12 protein-coding genes and 1 pseudogene are annotated in these 17,558 nt (G+C 69.7%); 8 read left to right on the forward strand and 5 right to left on the reverse strand.

Going from position 1 to position 17,558, the window contains the following annotated elements; genetic code table 11:
- Positions 1 to 139: 139 nt before the first annotated feature.
- Positions 140 to 1,057, reverse strand: coding sequence for a LysR family transcriptional regulator (locus tag BM004_RS21485; protein WP_093216554.1), 918 nt, complete (start codon positions 1,055 to 1,057; stop codon positions 140 to 142).
- A 111-nt stretch (positions 1,058 to 1,168) separates the two neighbouring features.
- Between BM004_RS21485 and BM004_RS21490 the strand changes: the two genes are divergently transcribed.
- From BM004_RS21490 to BM004_RS21500, 3 genes are read left to right on the forward strand one after another with little or no spacing between them, the layout of a single operon-like run.
- Positions 1,169 to 2,560, forward strand: a complete 1,392-nt coding sequence (locus BM004_RS21490; RefSeq protein ID WP_093216557.1) for an acyclic terpene utilization AtuA family protein — start codon at positions 1,169 to 1,171, stop codon at positions 2,558 to 2,560.
- Entirely contained in the window at positions 2,557 to 2,937 is a 381-nt protein-coding gene (locus tag BM004_RS21495) for an AtuA-related protein (RefSeq protein WP_093216559.1), read from the forward strand. The genes BM004_RS21490 and BM004_RS21495 overlap by 4 nt, the downstream gene beginning before the upstream one ends.
- Positions 2,938 to 2,995: 58 nt before the next feature.
- On the forward strand, positions 2,996 to 3,961 hold the full coding sequence (locus tag BM004_RS21500; RefSeq protein ID WP_093132198.1) for a Bug family tripartite tricarboxylate transporter substrate binding protein: 966 nt from the start codon (positions 2,996 to 2,998) through the stop codon (positions 3,959 to 3,961).
- Positions 3,962 to 3,981: 20 nt separating this feature from the next.
- On the opposite strand, the gene BM004_RS21505 is transcribed toward BM004_RS21500, so the two are convergent.
- Positions 3,982 to 4,776 (reverse strand): NAD(P)H-dependent oxidoreductase, encoded by a 795-nt coding sequence (locus BM004_RS21505; protein ID WP_093216561.1) that lies wholly within the window; start codon positions 4,774 to 4,776, stop codon positions 3,982 to 3,984.
- A 90-nt stretch (positions 4,777 to 4,866) separates the two neighbouring features.
- On the opposite strand from BM004_RS21505, the gene BM004_RS21510 reads away from it, so the two are divergent.
- Positions 4,867 to 5,760, forward strand: a complete 894-nt coding sequence (locus BM004_RS21510; protein WP_093216564.1) for a LysR family transcriptional regulator — start codon at positions 4,867 to 4,869, stop codon at positions 5,758 to 5,760.
- Between the two features lie 58 nt (positions 5,761 to 5,818).
- Here BM004_RS21510 and BM004_RS21515 read toward each other — a convergent pair whose 3' ends face one another.
- Complete coding sequence (locus BM004_RS21515; protein ID WP_093216566.1) at positions 5,819 to 7,972, reverse strand: glycoside hydrolase family 3 N-terminal domain-containing protein; 2,154 nt, start codon at positions 7,970 to 7,972, stop codon at positions 5,819 to 5,821.
- A gap of 753 nt (positions 7,973 to 8,725) precedes the next feature.
- Between BM004_RS21515 and BM004_RS42025 the strand changes: the two are divergent.
- The 4 genes and pseudogenes from BM004_RS42025 (at position 8,726) to BM004_RS21535 (ending at position 14,943) form a co-directional block, all read left to right on the forward strand.
- Positions 8,726 to 9,393, forward strand: a pseudogene (locus BM004_RS42025) (glucoamylase family protein).
- An 8-nt stretch (positions 9,394 to 9,401) separates the two neighbouring features.
- Complete coding sequence (locus BM004_RS21525; RefSeq protein WP_256219979.1) at positions 9,402 to 10,817, forward strand: glycoside hydrolase family 15 protein; 1,416 nt, start codon at positions 9,402 to 9,404, stop codon at positions 10,815 to 10,817.
- 2 nt (positions 10,818 to 10,819) lie between these two features.
- Entirely contained in the window at positions 10,820 to 12,580 is a 1,761-nt protein-coding gene (locus BM004_RS21530) for an ABC transporter ATP-binding protein/permease (protein ID WP_093216571.1), read from the forward strand.
- On the forward strand, positions 12,577 to 14,943 hold the full coding sequence (locus BM004_RS21535) for a CocE/NonD family hydrolase (RefSeq protein WP_093216574.1): 2,367 nt from the start codon (positions 12,577 to 12,579) through the stop codon (positions 14,941 to 14,943). Before BM004_RS21530 ends, BM004_RS21535 begins: the two co-directional genes overlap by 4 nt.
- Positions 14,944 to 14,947: 4 nt before the next feature.
- On the opposite strand, the gene BM004_RS21540 is transcribed toward BM004_RS21535, so the two are convergent.
- Entirely contained in the window at positions 14,948 to 16,585 is a 1,638-nt protein-coding gene (locus BM004_RS21540) for an alpha-amylase family glycosyl hydrolase (protein ID WP_093216842.1), read from the reverse strand.
- Between the two features lie 119 nt (positions 16,586 to 16,704).
- Entirely contained in the window at positions 16,705 to 17,439 is a 735-nt protein-coding gene (locus BM004_RS41800; protein ID WP_218152711.1) for a nuclear transport factor 2 family protein, read from the reverse strand.
- Positions 17,440 to 17,558 lie beyond the last annotated feature (119 nt).

The following is a 17,558-nucleotide window of genomic DNA, read 5'->3' on the forward strand; positions in this document are numbered from 1 at the left end:
TTTCCACTGCGCATGAATGCGCCCGAGGGCCTTGTTCTGCAGCACATCTGCATGGCCGAAGGGCGAGAAGATCGGCGACGTCGTTCACGACCCGTACGTGTACTCGGTGAACACGCGCCAGCAACTGCCGGATGGCGCCTCAATCCAGCCGCAGCGACCCCAGCCGCGCCACGATCAGGTCGTGCAGCGTCTGCGCCGCCACCGACAGGCTGCCTTCGCGCCGCTGCACCAGGTACAGCGTGCGCGTGAGCGCGGCCACCGGCAGCGGGCGCGTCACCAGCGTCTCGCGCTGGAAGTGGAACAGCGTGAGCGCGGGCACCACGCTGATGCCCAGCCCGGCTTCGACCAGCCCCATGACGGTGGCCAGGTGCTCCACCTCGAACACCGCGTTCAGGCGCTGCGGGTGCAGCGCCGCGTCGAGCGCCTGCCGCACGCTGCTGTTGCGCGCCATCTGGATGAAGGGGTAGGGCGCGATCTTCTTCACCGTGAGCCGCGGTTCGCGTGCCAGCGGATGGTCGGCGCGGCACACCAGGTGAAAGCGGTCGCTGCAGAGCTTGCGCGCGCGCAGGTCGCTGTCGGCGGTGCCGCCGGCGCCCGAGGCCGCGAGCGCGAAGTCGGCCTGGCCGCTGCGCACGTGGGCGATGCAGGCGTCGGAGAGCGCGTCGTCCAGGTCGATGCGGATGCCGGGCCAGGCCTGCATGAACTCCGCGAACACCGCCGGCAGCCAGCCCGCCGCGAGCGAAGGCAGCGCGGCCACGCGCACGCGGCCCGTGCGCCGCTCCACATGGTCGGCAAGGTCGCTCAGCGCGCTGCCCATGTCCTCGAGCAGCCGGCGCGCCGAGCTCTCGAACAACCGGCCTTCGGGCGTGAGCTGCACGCTGCGCGTGTCGCGGTCGAACAGCCGCGTGCCCAGCGCATCCTCGAGCGTGCGGATGAGCGCGCTGAACGCGGGCTGCGACAGGTGGCTCGCCTGCGCGGCGCGCGTGAAGTTGCGCTGCTCGGTCAGTGCGAGAAAGGCGCGCAGCTGCCGCGTGGAGAGGTCGGGCGTCTTTCTCATGGCGTCTTTCCGATGAGGTGTGTGCGAGCGGTTCGGCTATTTGAAAAGCAGATCAATCGATCCGTATTTTCGATTTTACGGATGACGGGGCGCTGCCTACAGTGCACGCCAATGAACTCCATTGATCCGTCCAGGCTGTTGATCGGGTGTGCCGCCGGCTTCTCGGGCGATCGCACCGACGCCGCCGGTCCGGTGGTCGACACGCTGATCGCGCGGATGGCCGACGCGCCCGCGGGCCAGCGCGCCTTCCTGATCTTCGAGACGCTGGCCGAGCGCACGCTGGCACTGGCCCAGCTGCGCCGCCGCGACAACCCCGACGCGGGCTACGAGCCGCTGCTCGACGACATGCTGCGCCCCGTGCTCGCGCGCTGCCTGGCGCACGGCATCCGCATCGTGAGCAACTTCGGCGCGGCCAACCCGCGCGCGGCCGCGCGGCACATCGCCCGGATGGCGCGCGAGCTGGGCGCCGGCGCACCGCGCATAGCCGTGGTGGAAGGTGATGACCTTTCCGGGCTCGAATACCGCGCGCTGCTGAACCAGGCGCTGGGCGCGCAGATGGACGGCATCCGCATGGTCAGCGCCAACGCCTACATCGGCGCCGAACCCATTGCCGCGGCGCTCGACGCGGGCGCGCAGATCGTGGTGTGCGGCCGCGTGGCCGACCCGTCGCTGACGGTGGGGCCCGCCATGTCGCACTTCGGCTGGCGCGCCGACGACTGGGACCGCCTGGGCCGCGCCACCATGGCCGGCCACCTGCTCGAATGCGGCGCGCAGGTCTGCGGCGGCTACTTTGCCGACCCCGGCTACAAGGACGTGGCGGGGCTGGAGGCGGTGGGCTTTCCCATCGCGGAGATCGACGCCGACGGCCGCTGCACCATCGGCAAGGCCGACGCCACCGGCGGCCTCGTGAACGAGGCGACGGTGAAGGAACAGCTGCTCTACGAAGTGCACGACCCGGCCGCCTACCTGACGCCCGACGTGGTCGCCGACATCGCCGGCGCCGAAGTGCGCGCGCTGCCCGGCACCGAGCGCGTCGAACTCTCGGGCGTGCGCGGGCATGAGCGTCCGGGCAGCTACAAGGTCAACGTCTGCCACGAAGGCGGCTGGCTTGCCGAGGGCGAAATCTCCTACGCCGGCCCGCGCGCCGAAGCGCGGGCGCGGCTCGCGGCCGACGTGCTGCGCAAGCGGCTTCAGGGCCTCACGCTGCGCGTGGACCTGATCGGCGCGCTCAGCATCCTCGGCGACGACGCCGGCCGCGCGCTGGCCGCCACGCCCGACAGCGGCCTGCGCGACGTGCGCCTGCGCGTCGCGGCCACGCATGCCGAGCGCGCGCAGGCCGAGCGGCTGGGGCGCGAGGTGATGGCGCTCTACACCTGCGGCCCGGCGGGCGGCGGCGGCGTGCGCACCGCGCTCACGCCGCGCCTGAACACGCTGTCGTGCCTGCTGCCGCGCGAAGCGGTGCCGGTGCGTTTCGAAATGCTCGACGCGGAGGCGCTCGCATGAAGCCCACCGACACCACCTACGCCGCGGACACCATCGAAGTGCCGCTGTACCGCGCCGCGCACGGCCGCACCGGCGACAAGGGCGACCGCTCCAACATCAGCGTGATCGCCTGGCACGCCGACCTGTATGCCGTGCTGGCCGAGCAGGTCACGCCCGAGCGCGTGGCCGCGCAGTTTCGCTACCGCGCGCCCTCGCGGGTGCAGCGCTTCTTGCTGCCGAAGCTGCACGCGATGAACTTCGTGCTCGACGCGGTGCTCGACGGCGGCGTCAACGACGCGCTCAACCTCGACACGCACGGCAAGTCGCTGTCGTTCCTGCTGCTGGACATGCCCGTTCGCGTGCCGCGTTCGCTGGAGCCCTTGCTGGCCGGGCCCTGACGCGCCTTCCCTTTTCCCACCGACCCATTTCCATTTCATCCCATACGGAGACAAAACAATGAAGCGATTTCCCCTCACCGTGCTGACCGCCGCGCTGGCCCTGGTGCCGCTGCTGGGCCACGCGCAGGCCTTCCCCGAGAAGGCCATCACCTTCGTCGTGCCGTTCGCGGCCGGCACCGCCACCGACCAGATCGCGCGCGCGCTGGGCAACCAGATCGCCACCGAGACCAAGCAGGCCGTCATCATCGACAACAAGGCCGGCGCGAGCGGCTTCATCGCCTCGCAGGCCGTGGCCAAGGCGCCCGCCGACGGCTACACGGTGCTCATCACCACCAACACCACGCACGCGGCCAACGAGCACCTGTTCAAGAAGCTGCCCTACGACCCGGTGAAAGACTTCGCACCGGTTGCCGCGCTGGGCAAGGGCGGCCAGATCATGGTGGTGAACCCCGCGTTCCCCGCGAAGAACGTGGGCGAGTTCATCGCGCTCGCCAAGAAGGACCCGGGCAAGTACAGCTTCGGCAGCGGCAGTTCGTCGAGCCGCATGGCCGGCGAACTGCTGCAGCAGATGGCCAACATCAAGCTGCTTCATGTGCCCTACAAGAGCAACACGTTGGCCGTGACCGACCTGCTGGGCAGCCAGATCAACATGATGATCACCGACACGGCCACCGGCCTGCCGCAGGTGAAGGCCGGAAAGCTGCGCGCGCTGGGCGTTTCCAGCTCGGCGCGCTCGCCGCTCGCGCCCGACGTGCCCACCATTTCCGAAGCCGGCGTGAAGGGCTATGAAATGGGCTACTGGTTCGCCGCCTACGCGCCCGCCAAGACGCCGCCCGCCGTGGTCAAGCGCCTGAACGAACTGCTGGTGAAGGCCGCGAAGAGCGAGGCCGCCAGGACCGCCTTCTACGAGCCGACCGGCACCGAGGTGTTCACGGGCTCGCCCGAAGAGCTGGGCAAGTTCCAGGCGGGCGAGTCGCAGAAGTGGGGCCGCATCGTGAAGGCGGCCGGTATCGAGGCCGAATAAGGTCGAACAAGGCTGAACGCTCAGCCCCGGCTCGCGGCCGGTGCGCTGTGCACCGCGAAGCCTGCCTGCCCCGGCGCAATGTCGGGCCGCAGGGTGAGCGCGGGAATCTCGTAGTCGCCGGCGTTCTGGCGGCGAAACGGAATCGGGTCGGCGGTGAAGAGCGTGTCGAGCCGCTCGCCCAGTTCCCCGGTGATGCGCGCGTACACAGCGGCATCCACCTTGTGCGTGCGATGCACCACGTACGGCGGCACCACGTCGAAGCCGGGGTAGTACAGGATGCCGTGGTGAATGGGAAACAGCAGGTCGTTCATCGGCCCGTTGATGCCGCGCGGCGCGTAGTGCGACTCCCAGCCGCCGGCCGTCACCACCAGCATGGCGCGCTTGCCGGCCATCGTGCCTTCGCCGAAGCGGTCGCCCCAGTGCGTGTCCGAATGCTCGCCCACGCCGTAGGCGAAGCCATAGGCATAGATGCGCTCGACCCAGCCCTTGAGGATCGCGGGCATCGAGTACCACCACAGCGGAAACTGCAGGATCACCGCGTCGGCCCACAGCAGCTTCTGCTGCTCGGCGGCAACGTCGGCCGTCTGCGTGCCGGCTTCGAAGGCGTGCAGCGAATCCATCGAAGGGTCGAAGCGCGCGGCGGCGTCGCGCGCGGGAAAGTCGTCGGCGTCGAGCGCGGGCTTCCAGCGCATGGCGTACAGGTCGGATGTGCGCACGGTGTGGCCGGCGGCCGTGAGGCGTTCGCTCATGAAGCGGTGCAGCGCGCCGTTGAGCGACGCGGTTTCGGGGTGGGCGAGGACCAGCAGGATGTTCACGGTTTTTGCAGGGGTTCGAATGAAGATGGCCTCAGGTTAGGTGCCGTGGCGATATATTGGAAATGAATAGTTTGAATTCCAGGAATTGCCATGAACAATTTCAGCCGCCTCGACCTGAACCTGCTGGTGACGCTCGACACCCTGCTGGCCGAGCGCAACGTGACCCGCGCCGCCGAGCGCCTGAACCTGTCGCAGCCCTCGGTGAGCGTGCAACTCGCCAAGCTGCGCGAGGTGTTCGGCGACCCGTTGCTGGTGCCCGCGCAGCGCGGCATGCGGCCCACGGCACGCGCCGACGAGTTGCGCGAACCGCTGCGCGAGGCGCTCGCATTGCTGGGCCGCGCGGTGGCGCCCACCCGGCCTTTCGACCCGGCCGAGGCCACCACCACCTGGCGCGTGGCGGCGGCCGACTATGCCGAGTCGGCCATCCTGCTGCCGGCGTTGGCGGGGCTGCGCGCCGAGGCGCCGAACACCCGGCTGGCCGTGGTGGAGGCGGTGCCCTCACGCATGGCGCGCCAACTGGAGCAGGCGGAGATCGACCTGTTCTTTCACACCAGCGTGGGCGCGCCACCCGGCTTGCACCGGCGCGTGCTGTTCCATGAGCGCTATGTGCTGGCCGGGCGGGCAGGGCACCCGCGTTTGAAGCGGCGGCCCACGCTCGCGCAGTTCTGCGCGCTGGAGCATGTGGTGGTGTCGCTGGGCGGCGGCGGCTTCGTCGGGCCGACCGACGACGCGCTGGCCGAGAAAGGGCTCACGCGGCGCGTGGCGCTGTCGGTGCCGCACTTTCTTTTCATGATGTCGGTGCTGGCCTCCACCGACATGGTCGCGATGCTGCCCGAGCGGCTCGCGCGCGGCGCACCGTGGTTGAAGGTGGTGGAGGCGCCGCTGGAGGTGCCGGGCTACGAGATGGCGATGCTGTGGCACGAGCGCCGCCACCGCGACCCGGGGCACCGGTGGCTGCGCGAGCGGATCGCGGAGAGCTTGTGAAGACCTGCGGGCCGATGCGCCACGGCAAGGAAAAGCTTCGAGCCGGATTGCCCGGGTTTCAATGCAACTCGATGGTCTGGCCCAGCAACCCCGATGGCTCGGCACTCGGCCCGACGAGGATCTCGACTTCGCCCGCCTCGAACAAGGGCTGCAGGTCCGGGCCGAGGTAGCGCAGCTCGGCCACCGGCAACTGCAGGTTCACTTCGCCGGCTTCGCCGGGCATCAATCGCAGCTTCGCGTAGCCCTTGAGTTCCAGCAGCGGCCGGGTGACACGGCCCAGCTTGCCGCGAACGAACAGGAAGACCGTTTCTTCAGCCTCGCGCGCACCCACGTTGCGCAGACCGACGCTGATCTTCAGCGTGTCCTGCTCGCTCACGCGCCGCGGCTCGACCTGGAGCGCGTCGTAGACGAACCGGCCGTAGCTCAGGCCGTGGCCGAAGGCATACAGCGGCGAATTCTCGACGTCCTGGTACCTGCTCGTGAAGTAGTCGGCGGCGTTCATCGGCCGGCCGCTGGGGCGCTGGCCGAAGTAGACCGGCACCTGCCCGACGGCGCGCGGCCAGCTCATCGGCGTGCGGCCGCCTGGCGTTGCCCGGCCCGTGACCACGTCGGCGATCGCATGGCCGGCCTCGGTGCCGAGGAACCACGCAGCGAGCAGCGCATCGGCGTGTTCGGCCAGCCAGGGGACGACGAGCGGGCGGCCCGAGAACAGGACGGCGACGACGGGGATGCCCAGCGCGTGTGCACGCGCGATCACCGCTTCGGCCAGGGCCTGTTGACGGCCGGGGAGCGCGGGCGTGGCACGGCTCGCCGCCTCGCCGCTCATCGTGGCACGCTCGCCCAGGCACAGCACGACGGCGTCGGCGCCGTCGCACAGCGCGACGGCCGTTTCGATGCCGCTGTCGTCGACGCCCCCGATGTCCTCGATGGCAACACCGGGCGCATGCCGTATGTCGGTCTGCGGCAGCGCGGCGCGCAAGCCGGCAAGCACGCTGGTGGCCGGCTCGTGTTCGCCGGCGCCCCACCACGGGCCCTTCATCTCGGTGGTCGCGTCGGCCAGCGGGCCGATGACGCAAAGAGCCTTTGCCGCGGCCGGCAAGGGCAGGGTGTCTTGCGCGTTCTTCAGCATGACGATGGCCTTGCGCCCGGCCTCGCGCGCCAGCGCGCGCCGCTCGGCGACAACTGCCGCGGCCTCCGGTGTCGCGCCGCGGCGGTAGGGGTCGTCGAACAGGCCGAGCTGCTCCTTGAGCCGCAGCACGCGGCGCACGCTCGCGTCGATCTCATCGATCGTCACGCGTCCCTGCTCGAGCGCGACAGGCAGGCCCTTGCGGTACGCGTCGGCCATCATGTCGATGTCGACGCCGGCCTTCAGCGCCAGCACCGCGGCATCGACGAGATCGGCCGCGACGCCGTGCTTGATCAACTCCGCGATCGCGTTGTAGTCGCTGACGATGACGCCGTCCCAGCCCATCTCGCCGCGCAGCCAGTCGCGCAGCAAGGGGGTGTGCGCCGTCATCGGGACGCCGTTGAGATCGGTGAAGGCGGGCATCAGCGTCGCCACGCCGGCGCGCACCGCCGCCGCGAAGCCCGGCAGGTGCACCTCGTGCAAGGTGCGCTCGGAGATGTCCACGGCGGCGTACTCGCGCCCCGCGGTGACGGCGCCGTACGCGACGAAATGCTTCGCGCAGGCGGCCAGCGACTCGGCCGACGACAGGTCGGCGCCCTGGAAGCCGCGCACCTTGGCCTGCGCGATGCGTGCGTTCAGCCAGGGGTCTTCGCCGGGGCCTTCCGCGGTGCGGCCCCAGCGGGGATCGCGCGACACGTCGAGCATCGGCGCGAAGGTCATCGCCAGGCCGTCGGCCGCGCCTTCGCGCGCGGCCTCGCGCGCCGTGCGTTCCCAAAGGCCTTCGTCGAAGGTGCCGGCCTCCGCGAGCGGGATCGGAAAGAGCGTGCGGTGGCCGTGGATGATGTCCAGGCCGATCAGCAGCGGAATGCCGAGCCGCGACTTCTCGACGGCCAGCCGCTGCATCTCGTGCGTGGGGCCGGCGCCGACCATGTTCAGCAGGTTGCCGACGGTGCCGTCGACGATCGACTGCGTGGAGTCTCCCGCGAGCACCGGTCCGGTGACCGTGTAGCCGGAGGCAGTCATCGTCAGTTGACCCAGCTTTTCGGCCAGCGTCATCCGGGCCATGAGGGAATCGATGCGGCTCATCAGGGATTTCGAATAGAACCCAGGGGCCCTAATGATGGCATGCTGCGGGGAACCGTCGGCCACATGGGGCCGATGATCCGGTGAAACCAGACGTGACACCCGGAACGAGAACGAAAGGAGCCGTTCGTGCAGAAGGAAGACAGGAACCCGAAGGCATTGGCAGCACTGCCCGATGAAGCCTTGATCGACGCCGTGCAGCGGCAGACCTTCCGCTATTTCTGGGACGGTGCGGATGCCGCCAGCGGCCTGGCGCTGGACCGCCGCACGCTCGTCGGCGCCACGGGCGAAGACCTGGCGGACGAGAGGGTCGCCATCGGCGGCACGGGCTTCGGCATCATGGCCATGATCGTTGCGGTGGAGCGCGGCTGGACCGCGCGCGACGCGGCGCTGGAGCGCCTGGGGCGCATGATGGAAGCACTCCTGCGCGCCAGGCGCTACCACGGCGCCTTTCCGCACTTCATGGACGGGGCGAGCGGCGAGACGATCCCGATGAGCCCGAAGGACGACGCGGGCGACCTCGTCGAGACCTCGTTCCTCTGCATGGGCCTGCTCTGCGCGCGCCAGTACTTCAGCGAAGACACGGCCGTGGCGCGCCGCTTGCGCAGCGACATCGACACGCTGTGGCACGGCGTCGAATGGAACTGGTTCACCCAGGGCGGACGGGACGTGCTGTATTGGCACTGGAGCCCGAACCACGGCTGGGCGATGAACCATGAGGTGCGCGGCTGGAACGAGTGCCTCATCACCTACCTGATGGCCGCGGCCTCGCCGCGCCATGCGATCGATCCGAAGGTGTACCACCGCGGGTTTGCGGCGGGGCCGGACTTTCTCAACGGCCGCTCGTACCACGGCATCGAACTGCCGCTGGGCCCGCCGAACGGGGGGCCGCTGTTCTTCACGCACTACTCGTTCTGCGGCCTCGATCCGCACGGCCTGAAGGACCGCTACGCCGACTACTGGGACCTCAATTGCCGCCATGTGCGCGTCAACCACGCGCACTGCGTCGCCAATCCGCGCGGCCACAAGGGCTACGGCGAATCGTGCTGGGGCCTGACGCCAGCGACGACCCCGACGGCTACCTCGCGCACGATCCGAACAACGACAACGGCACCATCTCGCCGACGGCCGCGCTGTCCAGCCTGCCGTACGCGCCCACCGAGGTGATGCGGGCGCTGCGGCATTTCCTCACGGCGCATGGCGAGCGGGTGTGGCGCGACTACGGCTTCGTCGATGCGTTCTGCGAGGACCGCGGCTGGTTCGCCAACACCTTCCTTGCCATCGACCAGGGCCCGATCGTCGTGATGATGGAGAACCATCGCACGGGCCTGCTGTGGAAGCTGTTCATGGGCGTGCCCGAAGTGCAGGCCGGGCTGCGCGCCCTGGACTTCAGCAGCCCGCATCTCGGGCCGTCCGCACTGTGAGCTTCGGCGTGGCGAGCCCGCAAGACCCGGCTTTCGAGTCCTGGCTCGACAGCCAGCTTTCGCGTTCGGCGAGCGCGATGCTGACGAGCATCTCGCCGCTGTCGATCGTCAAGCACCGCGCGGGCTTCGGCCAGACCATACGGCCGATCGCTGGCGCCATCGTCGCCTCGCCCGTGCTCGGCAACTACGACCCGGACCCGGACTACTTCTTCCACTGGTTTCGCGACTCCGCAGTCGTCATCGATGCGCTGCGCCTGCTCTACGCCGAGCGGCGCATCGGCGACGAAGCCCTGCGGCATCTGCGTGACTTCACCCGCTTCAGCCTTGCCGTGAACGGGCTCGACGGCCGCACGGTGGCCGCGGTGCAGGACCGCAAGGCGCGCGTGGCGCCCGAGTTGCTGCAGTACCTGCGCGAGGACGACGACCTCTCGGGTGCCTACGCCGATGCCGTCGTTGCCGATACCAGGGTGAACCCCGACGGCACGCTCGACGCCCTGCGATGGGCGCGCCCCCAGCACGACGGTCCGCCGCTGCGCGCGTTGGCGCTGCTGCGCTGGGTGGCCGGCGGGCACCTCGACGCCGCGCTGCTGGCGGAGGTCGTGCCGCTGATCCGTTTCGACATCGGCTTCACGCTGCGCCACTGGCGCGAGCCGTCCTACGACATCTGGGAAGAGGAGCTCGGCCACCACTACTACACGCTGCGCGTCGCAGGGGCCGCGCTGGCCGAAGGCGCGGCGTGGCTGGAAGGGCTGGGCGACTCGGCGCAGGCGCAACGCTGCCGGGAAGAGTCGCAGGCCGTGCGGCAGCTGCTCGACGGGTACTGGGCAGATGAACGAGGCGAAGGCGAAGGCGATCACGACGCGGCGTGCGGCTACTACCGTTCACGCGTGCTGGCGGACGGCCAGCCCGGTCCCAAGGCGCTGGACATCGCGGTGATCCTCTCGGCGATCCACAGCCTCGGCACCGAGCCCGCGCATGGACCGGCCGACCCGCGCATGCAGGCCACGCTGGCGCGGCTCGACGCGCTGTTCGACGCGGCCTATCCGATCAACCACGGCCGTGCCGCGGGCCGCGGCGCGGCGATGGGGCGGTACGCCGGCGACGTGTACTGCTCGGGCGGCGCGTACTACTTCTCGACGCTCGGCGCGGCGGAGTTCTGTTTCCGCGCCGCGGCCATGGCCGGCCATACGAGCGGAAAGACGGGCAGCGATGCACGGCCTTCGACCCGGTGGATCGAACGCGGCGACGCCTACCTCGCCACCGTGCGCGCCTACACGCCGGCAAGTGGCGACCTGTCGGAACAGTTCGACCAGCACAGCGGCGCGCAGACCTCGGCGAAGCAACTGGCCTGGAGCCACGCCGCGTTCATTTCGTGTGTCTCGGCGCGCCGCATCGCGGCCGCCGCCTGCCAAGTGCCGCGATAGCGATGAGCGAGCGACCTGAGAACCGCGCCGAGCCGGCTGCAAGGACCAGCGTCTTGCGCCAGGTCAGCGAGTTGCTCGGCGCCTTGCGCGTGTCCCCGGTCGCGAAATCGCTTGTCGCGCTGATGGGCGCGATCATCGTGGTCGTCGCGCTCACGGCGTACGGGCAGATCGAGCTCAACAGCTGGAACAAGCCTTTCTACGATGCGATCTCGCGCCGCGACCTGAGCGAGTTCGTCGTGCAGGTGGGCGTCTTCGCGGTCATTGCGGGCGCGCTGCTGGTCTTGAACGTCGGGCAGCGGTGGCTGGGCGAAACCCTGCAGCTGAAGCTGCGCGAAGCGGTGGTCAACGACCTCGTGGGGCTGTGGCTGCAGCCGCGCCGGGCGTTCTGGCTCCAGGCCAGCGGCCCGATGGGCGCCCACCCCGACCAGCGCATGCACGACGACACGCTGAAGCTGTGCGACCTGTCGGTCACCCTCGGCGTGGGGCTGCTGCAGGCGGCGATGCTGTTCGGCAGCTTCGCGAGCGTGCTGTGGGTCATCTCCAAGGACTTCAGCCTCTTCTTCGACGGCAAGGACCACGTGCTGCCGGGCTTCATGCTGTGGGCGGCAATCGCCTATGCGGTGGCCGGCTCGCTGGTCACCTACTGGGTCGGCAACGGCCTGATCTCGCGCAACGCCGAGCGCTACGCGCGCGAAGGCGAGTTGCGCTTCTCGCTGACGCGCATCAACGAGCATCTGGACGGCATTTCGCTGGCGGGCGGCGAGGGCGACGAGAAGCGCCGCGTCGCCACGCATTTCGGCGACGTGCTGCGCGCCACGTCGCGCGTGGTGCTCGGGCTGACCAACCTGACCTGGGTCACCGCGGGCTTCGGCTGGGTCACCATCATCGCGCCGACGCTGGTGGCCTCGCCCCTGTACTTCTCGGGCAAGGTGTCGTTCGGCGGCTTGATGATGGCGGCCGCGGCCTTCACGCAGGCGCAGTCGTCGCTGCGCTGGTTCGTCGACAACTTCAGCATCATTGCCGACTGGCGCGCCACGCTGCTGCGTGTGTCCGACCTGCGCCGGATGCTGGCGTCCGACCTGGAGACGCAGGCGGGCGGCAGCCGCATCGCCTACGAAGAAGGCGAGGCCGGCGCGCTTGCGATGGACGCGCTCGAGGTCCGCTCCTGGAGCGGCCACGACCGGCTGGACGCCCCGGGCCTGGTGGTGCACCGCGGCCAGCGCGTGCTGATCCTCGGCACGCCGGGCACGGAGAAGACCTTGCTGTTCCGCGCGCTCGCGGGCCTCTGGCCCTGGGGCTGTGGCACCGTGCGCCGGCCCGCGGGCGAGACGATCCACTACATGCCGCGCGGCACGCCCTACATTCCCCGCGGCACGCTGGCCGAAGTGCTGTCGTATGCGATGGAACCCGCGAGCTACCCCAGGGAGGCCATGGTGGCCGCGCTGGCGAGCGTGGGCCTGCAGCGCCTGGAGCCCTTGCTGAACAGGACGGGCCGCTGGGAGAGCGAGCTCAGCATGGACGAGCAGCTGCGCCTGGGCTTCGCCCGCGTGATGCTGCAGGCACCGCCCTGGCTGGTGATGGACGAGGCCTTCAGCGCGTTCGACGACGACACGCTCGAACTCATCGTCGGCGTGCTGGGCAAGCTCACGCACACGGGCATCGTCCACATAGGCTCGGCCGGCGGGGCGCACGACCGGCTGTTCACGCAGGTGGTGCATCTGGTCAAGGCGCCCAGCGCCGAGCCCGAGGAGCAGCGAGCATGAGACACCCCGAGTCGACCGTCAGCCGGGCGCGCCGCGCCCTCATGCGGCTGATGCTGGCGCTGCCCGCGTGGGCCGGGGCGGCCGCGCCGGCCGGGGCGGCGGATTTCGGCTTCCGCCCGCCGCCCGATCCCGACGACGCCACCACGGCGGACCTGATGCGGGACCTGGCCCAGCGCATCCTGCCGGTGTACCAGGAGGCGGAGACCGATGTCTTCCTGGCCAACGTGACCGCCTTGCAGATCGTCAGCGGCGCCTACCGTGCCGCCTCCGACAGCAGCGGCTCGCTGCGCAGCCGCCGCCAGGGCAAGCCCTTCGACGGCCTGGTCGAGCGCGCGATCCTCGACGGCATCTATGCGCGTGCGCGCATGCTCGAAGCGGACGAGCACGTCGGTTTTGCCGACGCCTACGCGCGCTCGTTCCGGGAACTGGTGTCGCCGCTGGACAACGTGCAAGCGCAGGCCATCATGGCGCGGCTCGAAATTCCGCCGGCGGCGTACAGGGAGCCGCTGCGCCAGGCTTTCGATCTCTGGCGCGCGAAGGGCAGCCTCCCGCAGGACGATGCGCTGGCGCTCGTGCGAACCTGGCTCTCGTACCAGTCGCGCCGCAGCTTCAACGCGCTGCTGCCTGAGTTGTTCGCGGCGGAGAACGGCATCCGCTACGTGGCGGAAACCGGCATCAGGATTCCCGTGCGCGCGGGCGTCATCCACGCGAACCTGGTGCGGCCCGGCCGCGCGAGCGGCGCCCTGGCGACGCTGCTGCGCTTCACGCTCGACCCCGCCGAGGACGACGCCCAGCGCAGCGCCGCCAAAGGCTACGTCGGCGTCACGGCGTACGTGCGCGGACGCACGCCCGACGGCAAGGGCGCCGTGTGGCCCTTCGTTCACGACGGCGAAGACGCCGCCGCCGTCATCGACTGGATCGCCCGCCAGGCGTGGAGCGACGGGCGCGTGTGCATGCTCGGCGACGGCTACTCCGGCTTCGCCGCCTGGGCCGCCGCGCGCAGGCGGCCGGCGGCACTGAAGGCCATTGCCACCATCGCGCCGATGGCGCCGGGCATCGACTTTCCGATGGCCGGGCAGATCTTCCGCAACGCCATGGTCCGCTGGGCGCAGGAGCATGCGAGCGGCGAACCCGTGCGGGCCGGCGCTGGCACCGGCACCGGCACCGGCACTGGCACTGGCACTGACACCGACGTCGATGCCGACCCGGACGCGATGTGGCAGGCACTTGACGCGCGCTGGCACCGCGGCAACCGTCCCTACTGGGACGTGGACCGCGTCCTGCTGGGCAAGCGCAGCAGGTTGATCCGCACCTGGCTCACGCACCCGAGCCACGACCGCTACTGGCAGAAGTTCCTGCCGTCGGCGGAGCAGTTCGCGCGCATCGACATTCCGGTGCTGAGCTTTGCGGGCTACTACGGCGGCGACGCCGGCGCGCTCTACTACCACCACGAGCATCTGCGCAACCAGCCGCAGGCCGACACCACGCTGCTGCTCGGCCCCTACGACGCGGCCTCGGTGCGGCTCGGCACGGCGGCCAGGCTGCGCGGCTACACGCTCGACCCCGTCGCGCGCGTCGACCTGCCCGAACTGCGCTACCAGTGGCTGGACCATGTCCTGCAGGGCGCGAACAAGCCTTCGTTGCTGGCGGACCGCGTCAATTACCAGGTGATGGGCGCGGACCAGTGGCGCCATGTGCCGGTGCTGGACGCGCCGCAGCGCAGCCAGGCCCAGCTGCGCCTGTACCTCGACACCACAGAGCGCGACGAGCCGCACCGCCTGTTGCCGTCGCCGTCCGAAGGCGGTGGTGGTGGTGGTGGCGGTGGCAATGCGCGGCTGTCGGTCGACCTGGCCGACAGGCGCGACGTGCGCGACCCGTGGCCCGACGCGCTGCGCATGCAGCAACTGCCGGCGCGCAACAGCATCAGCTTCGTCAGCGATCCGTTCCCGGACGGCACCGAGATCTTCGGCAGCCTGCGCGGCGTGTTCGACATCACGCCCTCGCGGCAGGACGTGGACTTCAACATCTCGCTGTACGAGCAGACCGAAAGCGGCGAGTACCAACTGCTGTTCGACCCCTACGACTTCCGCGCCAGCTACGCGGGCCACCGCGTGCGCCGCCGGCTGCTTCGGGCCGGCGAGCGTCAGTTGCTTGCGTTCACCGTCGAGCGCGTGACGGCTTGCAGGCTTGCGGCGGGCAGCCGCATCGTGCTGGTGATCGGCCTCGACAGGCGGCCCGACCGGCAGGTCAACTACGGCAGCGGCAAGGACGTGAACTCCGAAACCATCGCCGACGCAAAGTGGCCGGTGCGCGTGCGCTGGCATGCGCGCAGCTACATCGAGATCCAGACCGGCAAGGCTTGAGTGCTCAGGGTGTAGGCGGAACTTGGTCGCCCACGGTGCCGATGACGACGCCTTCGCAAGGCGCCAACACCAGGCGCCCCTCGATGGACTCGGTGCGCGCGGCATCGGTCGATGCCAGCACGATCGGCCGGTGCGGCATCAACGCTGGCGAAATCGGCACCGGGGTGGCGCCGAAGTTGAACAGCACCACCAGCCGTCGCCCCTCGAAGTTGCGCGCATAGGCGAGCACGTCGCCCTCTGCTTCGAGCGCTTCATGGTGGCCCCGGTTCAGCGCGGGCTGCGCGCGGCGCAACGCGATGAGCTTGCGGTAGAGCGCCAGCATCGATCCTTCGTCACGTGATTGCGCCCGCACGTTCTGCGTGGGCCAGTCGGGCGCCAGGCGCAGCCACGGCGTGCCGGTCGTGAAGCCCGCATGCGCTGCGTCGCTCCACTGCATGGGGGTTCGCTCCGGGTCGCGGCCCAGGCCCATGCCGGGCTTGTTCTTCTCGAACGGGTCCTGCACTTCATCGGCGGGAATGGGGACGTCGGTCATGCCGATCTCGTCGCCGTAGTAGAGCGTGGGCGTGCCGCGCAGCGTGAGCAGCAGCATGGCCGCGAGCCGCGCCATCCGCGGCCCGACGCGGCTCGCGATGCGCGACTTGTCGTGGTTGCCCAGCACCCAGTTCGGCTGGGCGCCGGCGGGCAGGGCGGCTTCGTAGTCGCGCACGAAGCGGCCGATGCGCGCCGCCTGCCACTCAGTGGCAATCAGCTCGAAGTTGAAGGGCAGTTGCACGCCTTCGAGTACCCCTTCGGTGTTGCGTCCGTAGTAGGCGACCAGGCGCGGCAGCGGCAGGTAGAGCTCGCCGATCAGCAAGCGCGAGGAGCGCGCGTCGCTGAACGCGTCGACCACGCGGCGCATCTCGGCCACGATGGGTTGCACCTCCGGCAGGTCGGTGTTGTAGAGCATCTGCAGCCGGAGAAACGGGTCCTGGCCCTCGACGAAGTCGGGGTTCGGCGGGTTGTCGCGGAACTGCGCGTCCTTGACGATCTGGGAGAGCACGTCCACCCGGAATCCGTCGACGCCGCGCCGCAGCCAGAAGCGCAGCACCTCGTACATCGCGGCGCGCACTTCGGGGTTGCGCCAGTTGAGGTCGGGCTGTTCCTTCAGGAACGAATGGCCGTAGTACTGGCCCGTGGCCGCGTCGAAGGCCCAGGCCGGCCCGCCGAAATTGCCGAGCCAGTTGTTGGGCGGCCCGCCGTCCGGCGCCGGGTCGCGCCAGATGTACCAGTCGCGCCGCGGATCGCTGCGTGCGCTGCGGCTCCGCGCGAACCACGGATGGCGGTCCGACGTGTGGTTGGGCACGAAGTCCAGGATGATCCTGAGCCCCCGTGCGTGCGCCTCTTGCACCAGCGCATCGAAGTTGTCGAGCGTGCCGAAGCGCGGATCGACGTCGCAGAAATCGGCGATGTCGTAGCCGAAGTCCGCCATCGGCGAGGGATAGATCGGCGAGATCCAGACGGCATCGACGCCGAGCGAGACCAGGTGATCGAGCCGGGCGCGGATGCCGTCGAGGTCGCCGATGCCGTCGCCGTTGCTGTCCTGGAACGAACGCGGGTAGACCTGATAGACGATTCCGTACTTCCACCAGTCGTCGGCTGACATCTTGATCCCCTCATGCCCGGTGTCGGGTGGGGCCATTGTCTACAGAAAGGAAAGTGCGCGGGGCACCGCTGCGCCACAACGCGGCGGCGCGGGTTGTCGCCGCCTGCCGCCCATTTGGCTCAAGGCCGAGAGCGAGGGGCTCCTTCTTCGGGGTCGAACATCGCGATGCCGCCAAGGGCCGCCGTCGACGGCTCCTCGTTCTGCAGAACGTCCCAGTGCTCGGCCAACTTGCCACCCTTGATGCGAAAGACATCGACCACCACCTGCGGTGCCTCGGCCCAGCCGCGGATGCGGCCGTGGATGGCGACCAGATCGCCTTGCGCGACGACAAGGCCGGGCTCGTACCAGACGGTTTCCGACAGGCCGGCGACAAGCGCCTCCAACGCGTCGCGGCCCTGCGCGATGTTGGGGTTGTGCTGGACGTAGTCCGGCGCGTAGAGGCGTCGTACCGCCGATGCGTCATGACGCTGGAACAGCGATGTCATCGCCTCGAGCACCAACGCCTTGTTGCGTCGAGGACGGTCATCGAAGACCACGTCGGCCGGCCGGGTGACGGCCACTGTGCCGGTCAACCGCATGAACTGGCCGCTTGGCAGCGTGGCATACGAGTGCACCAGGCCACGGTCGTGGTCCTGGACATTCGTGACCGTCGCGCCGTTCTGTTCCTGCCAGCTCACGGCGAAGATGCTGTTGCCGAGCGGCACGACCTGGATGTCGACGACCTCGGTCCGCGCGAACGGCCCTTGCTTGATCTCGAACTTCAGTTGCGAGGTGGACAGCAACGTCAGGCTGACCTGGAAGTCCGGATAGGAGACATCCATTTCCTGCCCGACGGGAAAACGATCGATCGACAATTTCGGAGTCCTTCTGAGTCTGGTGATGAAAGGCCCGGGTGAGCTGTGTAGCCCGGGCCGACCGAGCCGACCGCCCGCACCCTGGTGCGGCGGACGTCCTGTTCTGTTCGGTGGAAGGG

Source organism: Variovorax sp. OK212, assembly GCF_900112425.1.
GTDB lineage: Bacteria > Pseudomonadota > Gammaproteobacteria > Burkholderiales > Burkholderiaceae_C > Variovorax.

Excerpts from the sequence above, each read along its gene's own strand:
- BM004_RS21485 (WP_093216554.1), bottom strand. The coding sequence starts at position 1,057 with ATGAGAAAGACGCCCGACCTCTCCACGCGGCAGCTGCGCGCCTTTCTC.
- BM004_RS21490 (WP_093216557.1), top strand. The coding sequence starts at position 1,169 with ATGAACTCCATTGATCCGTCCAGGCTGTTGATCGGGTGTGCCGCCGGC.
- BM004_RS21495 (WP_093216559.1), top strand. The coding sequence starts at position 2,557 with ATGAAGCCCACCGACACCACCTACGCCGCGGACACCATCGAAGTGCCG.
- BM004_RS21500 (WP_093132198.1), top strand. The coding sequence starts at position 2,996 with ATGAAGCGATTTCCCCTCACCGTGCTGACCGCCGCGCTGGCCCTGGTG.
- BM004_RS21510 (WP_093216564.1), top strand. The coding sequence starts at position 4,867 with ATGAACAATTTCAGCCGCCTCGACCTGAACCTGCTGGTGACGCTCGAC.
- BM004_RS21515 (WP_093216566.1), bottom strand. The coding sequence starts at position 7,972 with ATGAGCCGCATCGATTCCCTCATGGCCCGGATGACGCTGGCCGAAAAG.
- BM004_RS21530 (WP_093216571.1), top strand. The coding sequence starts at position 10,820 with ATGAGCGAGCGACCTGAGAACCGCGCCGAGCCGGCTGCAAGGACCAGC.
- BM004_RS21535 (WP_093216574.1), top strand. The coding sequence starts at position 12,577 with ATGAGACACCCCGAGTCGACCGTCAGCCGGGCGCGCCGCGCCCTCATG.
- BM004_RS21540 (WP_093216842.1), bottom strand. The coding sequence starts at position 16,585 with ATGTCAGCCGACGACTGGTGGAAGTACGGAATCGTCTATCAGGTCTAC.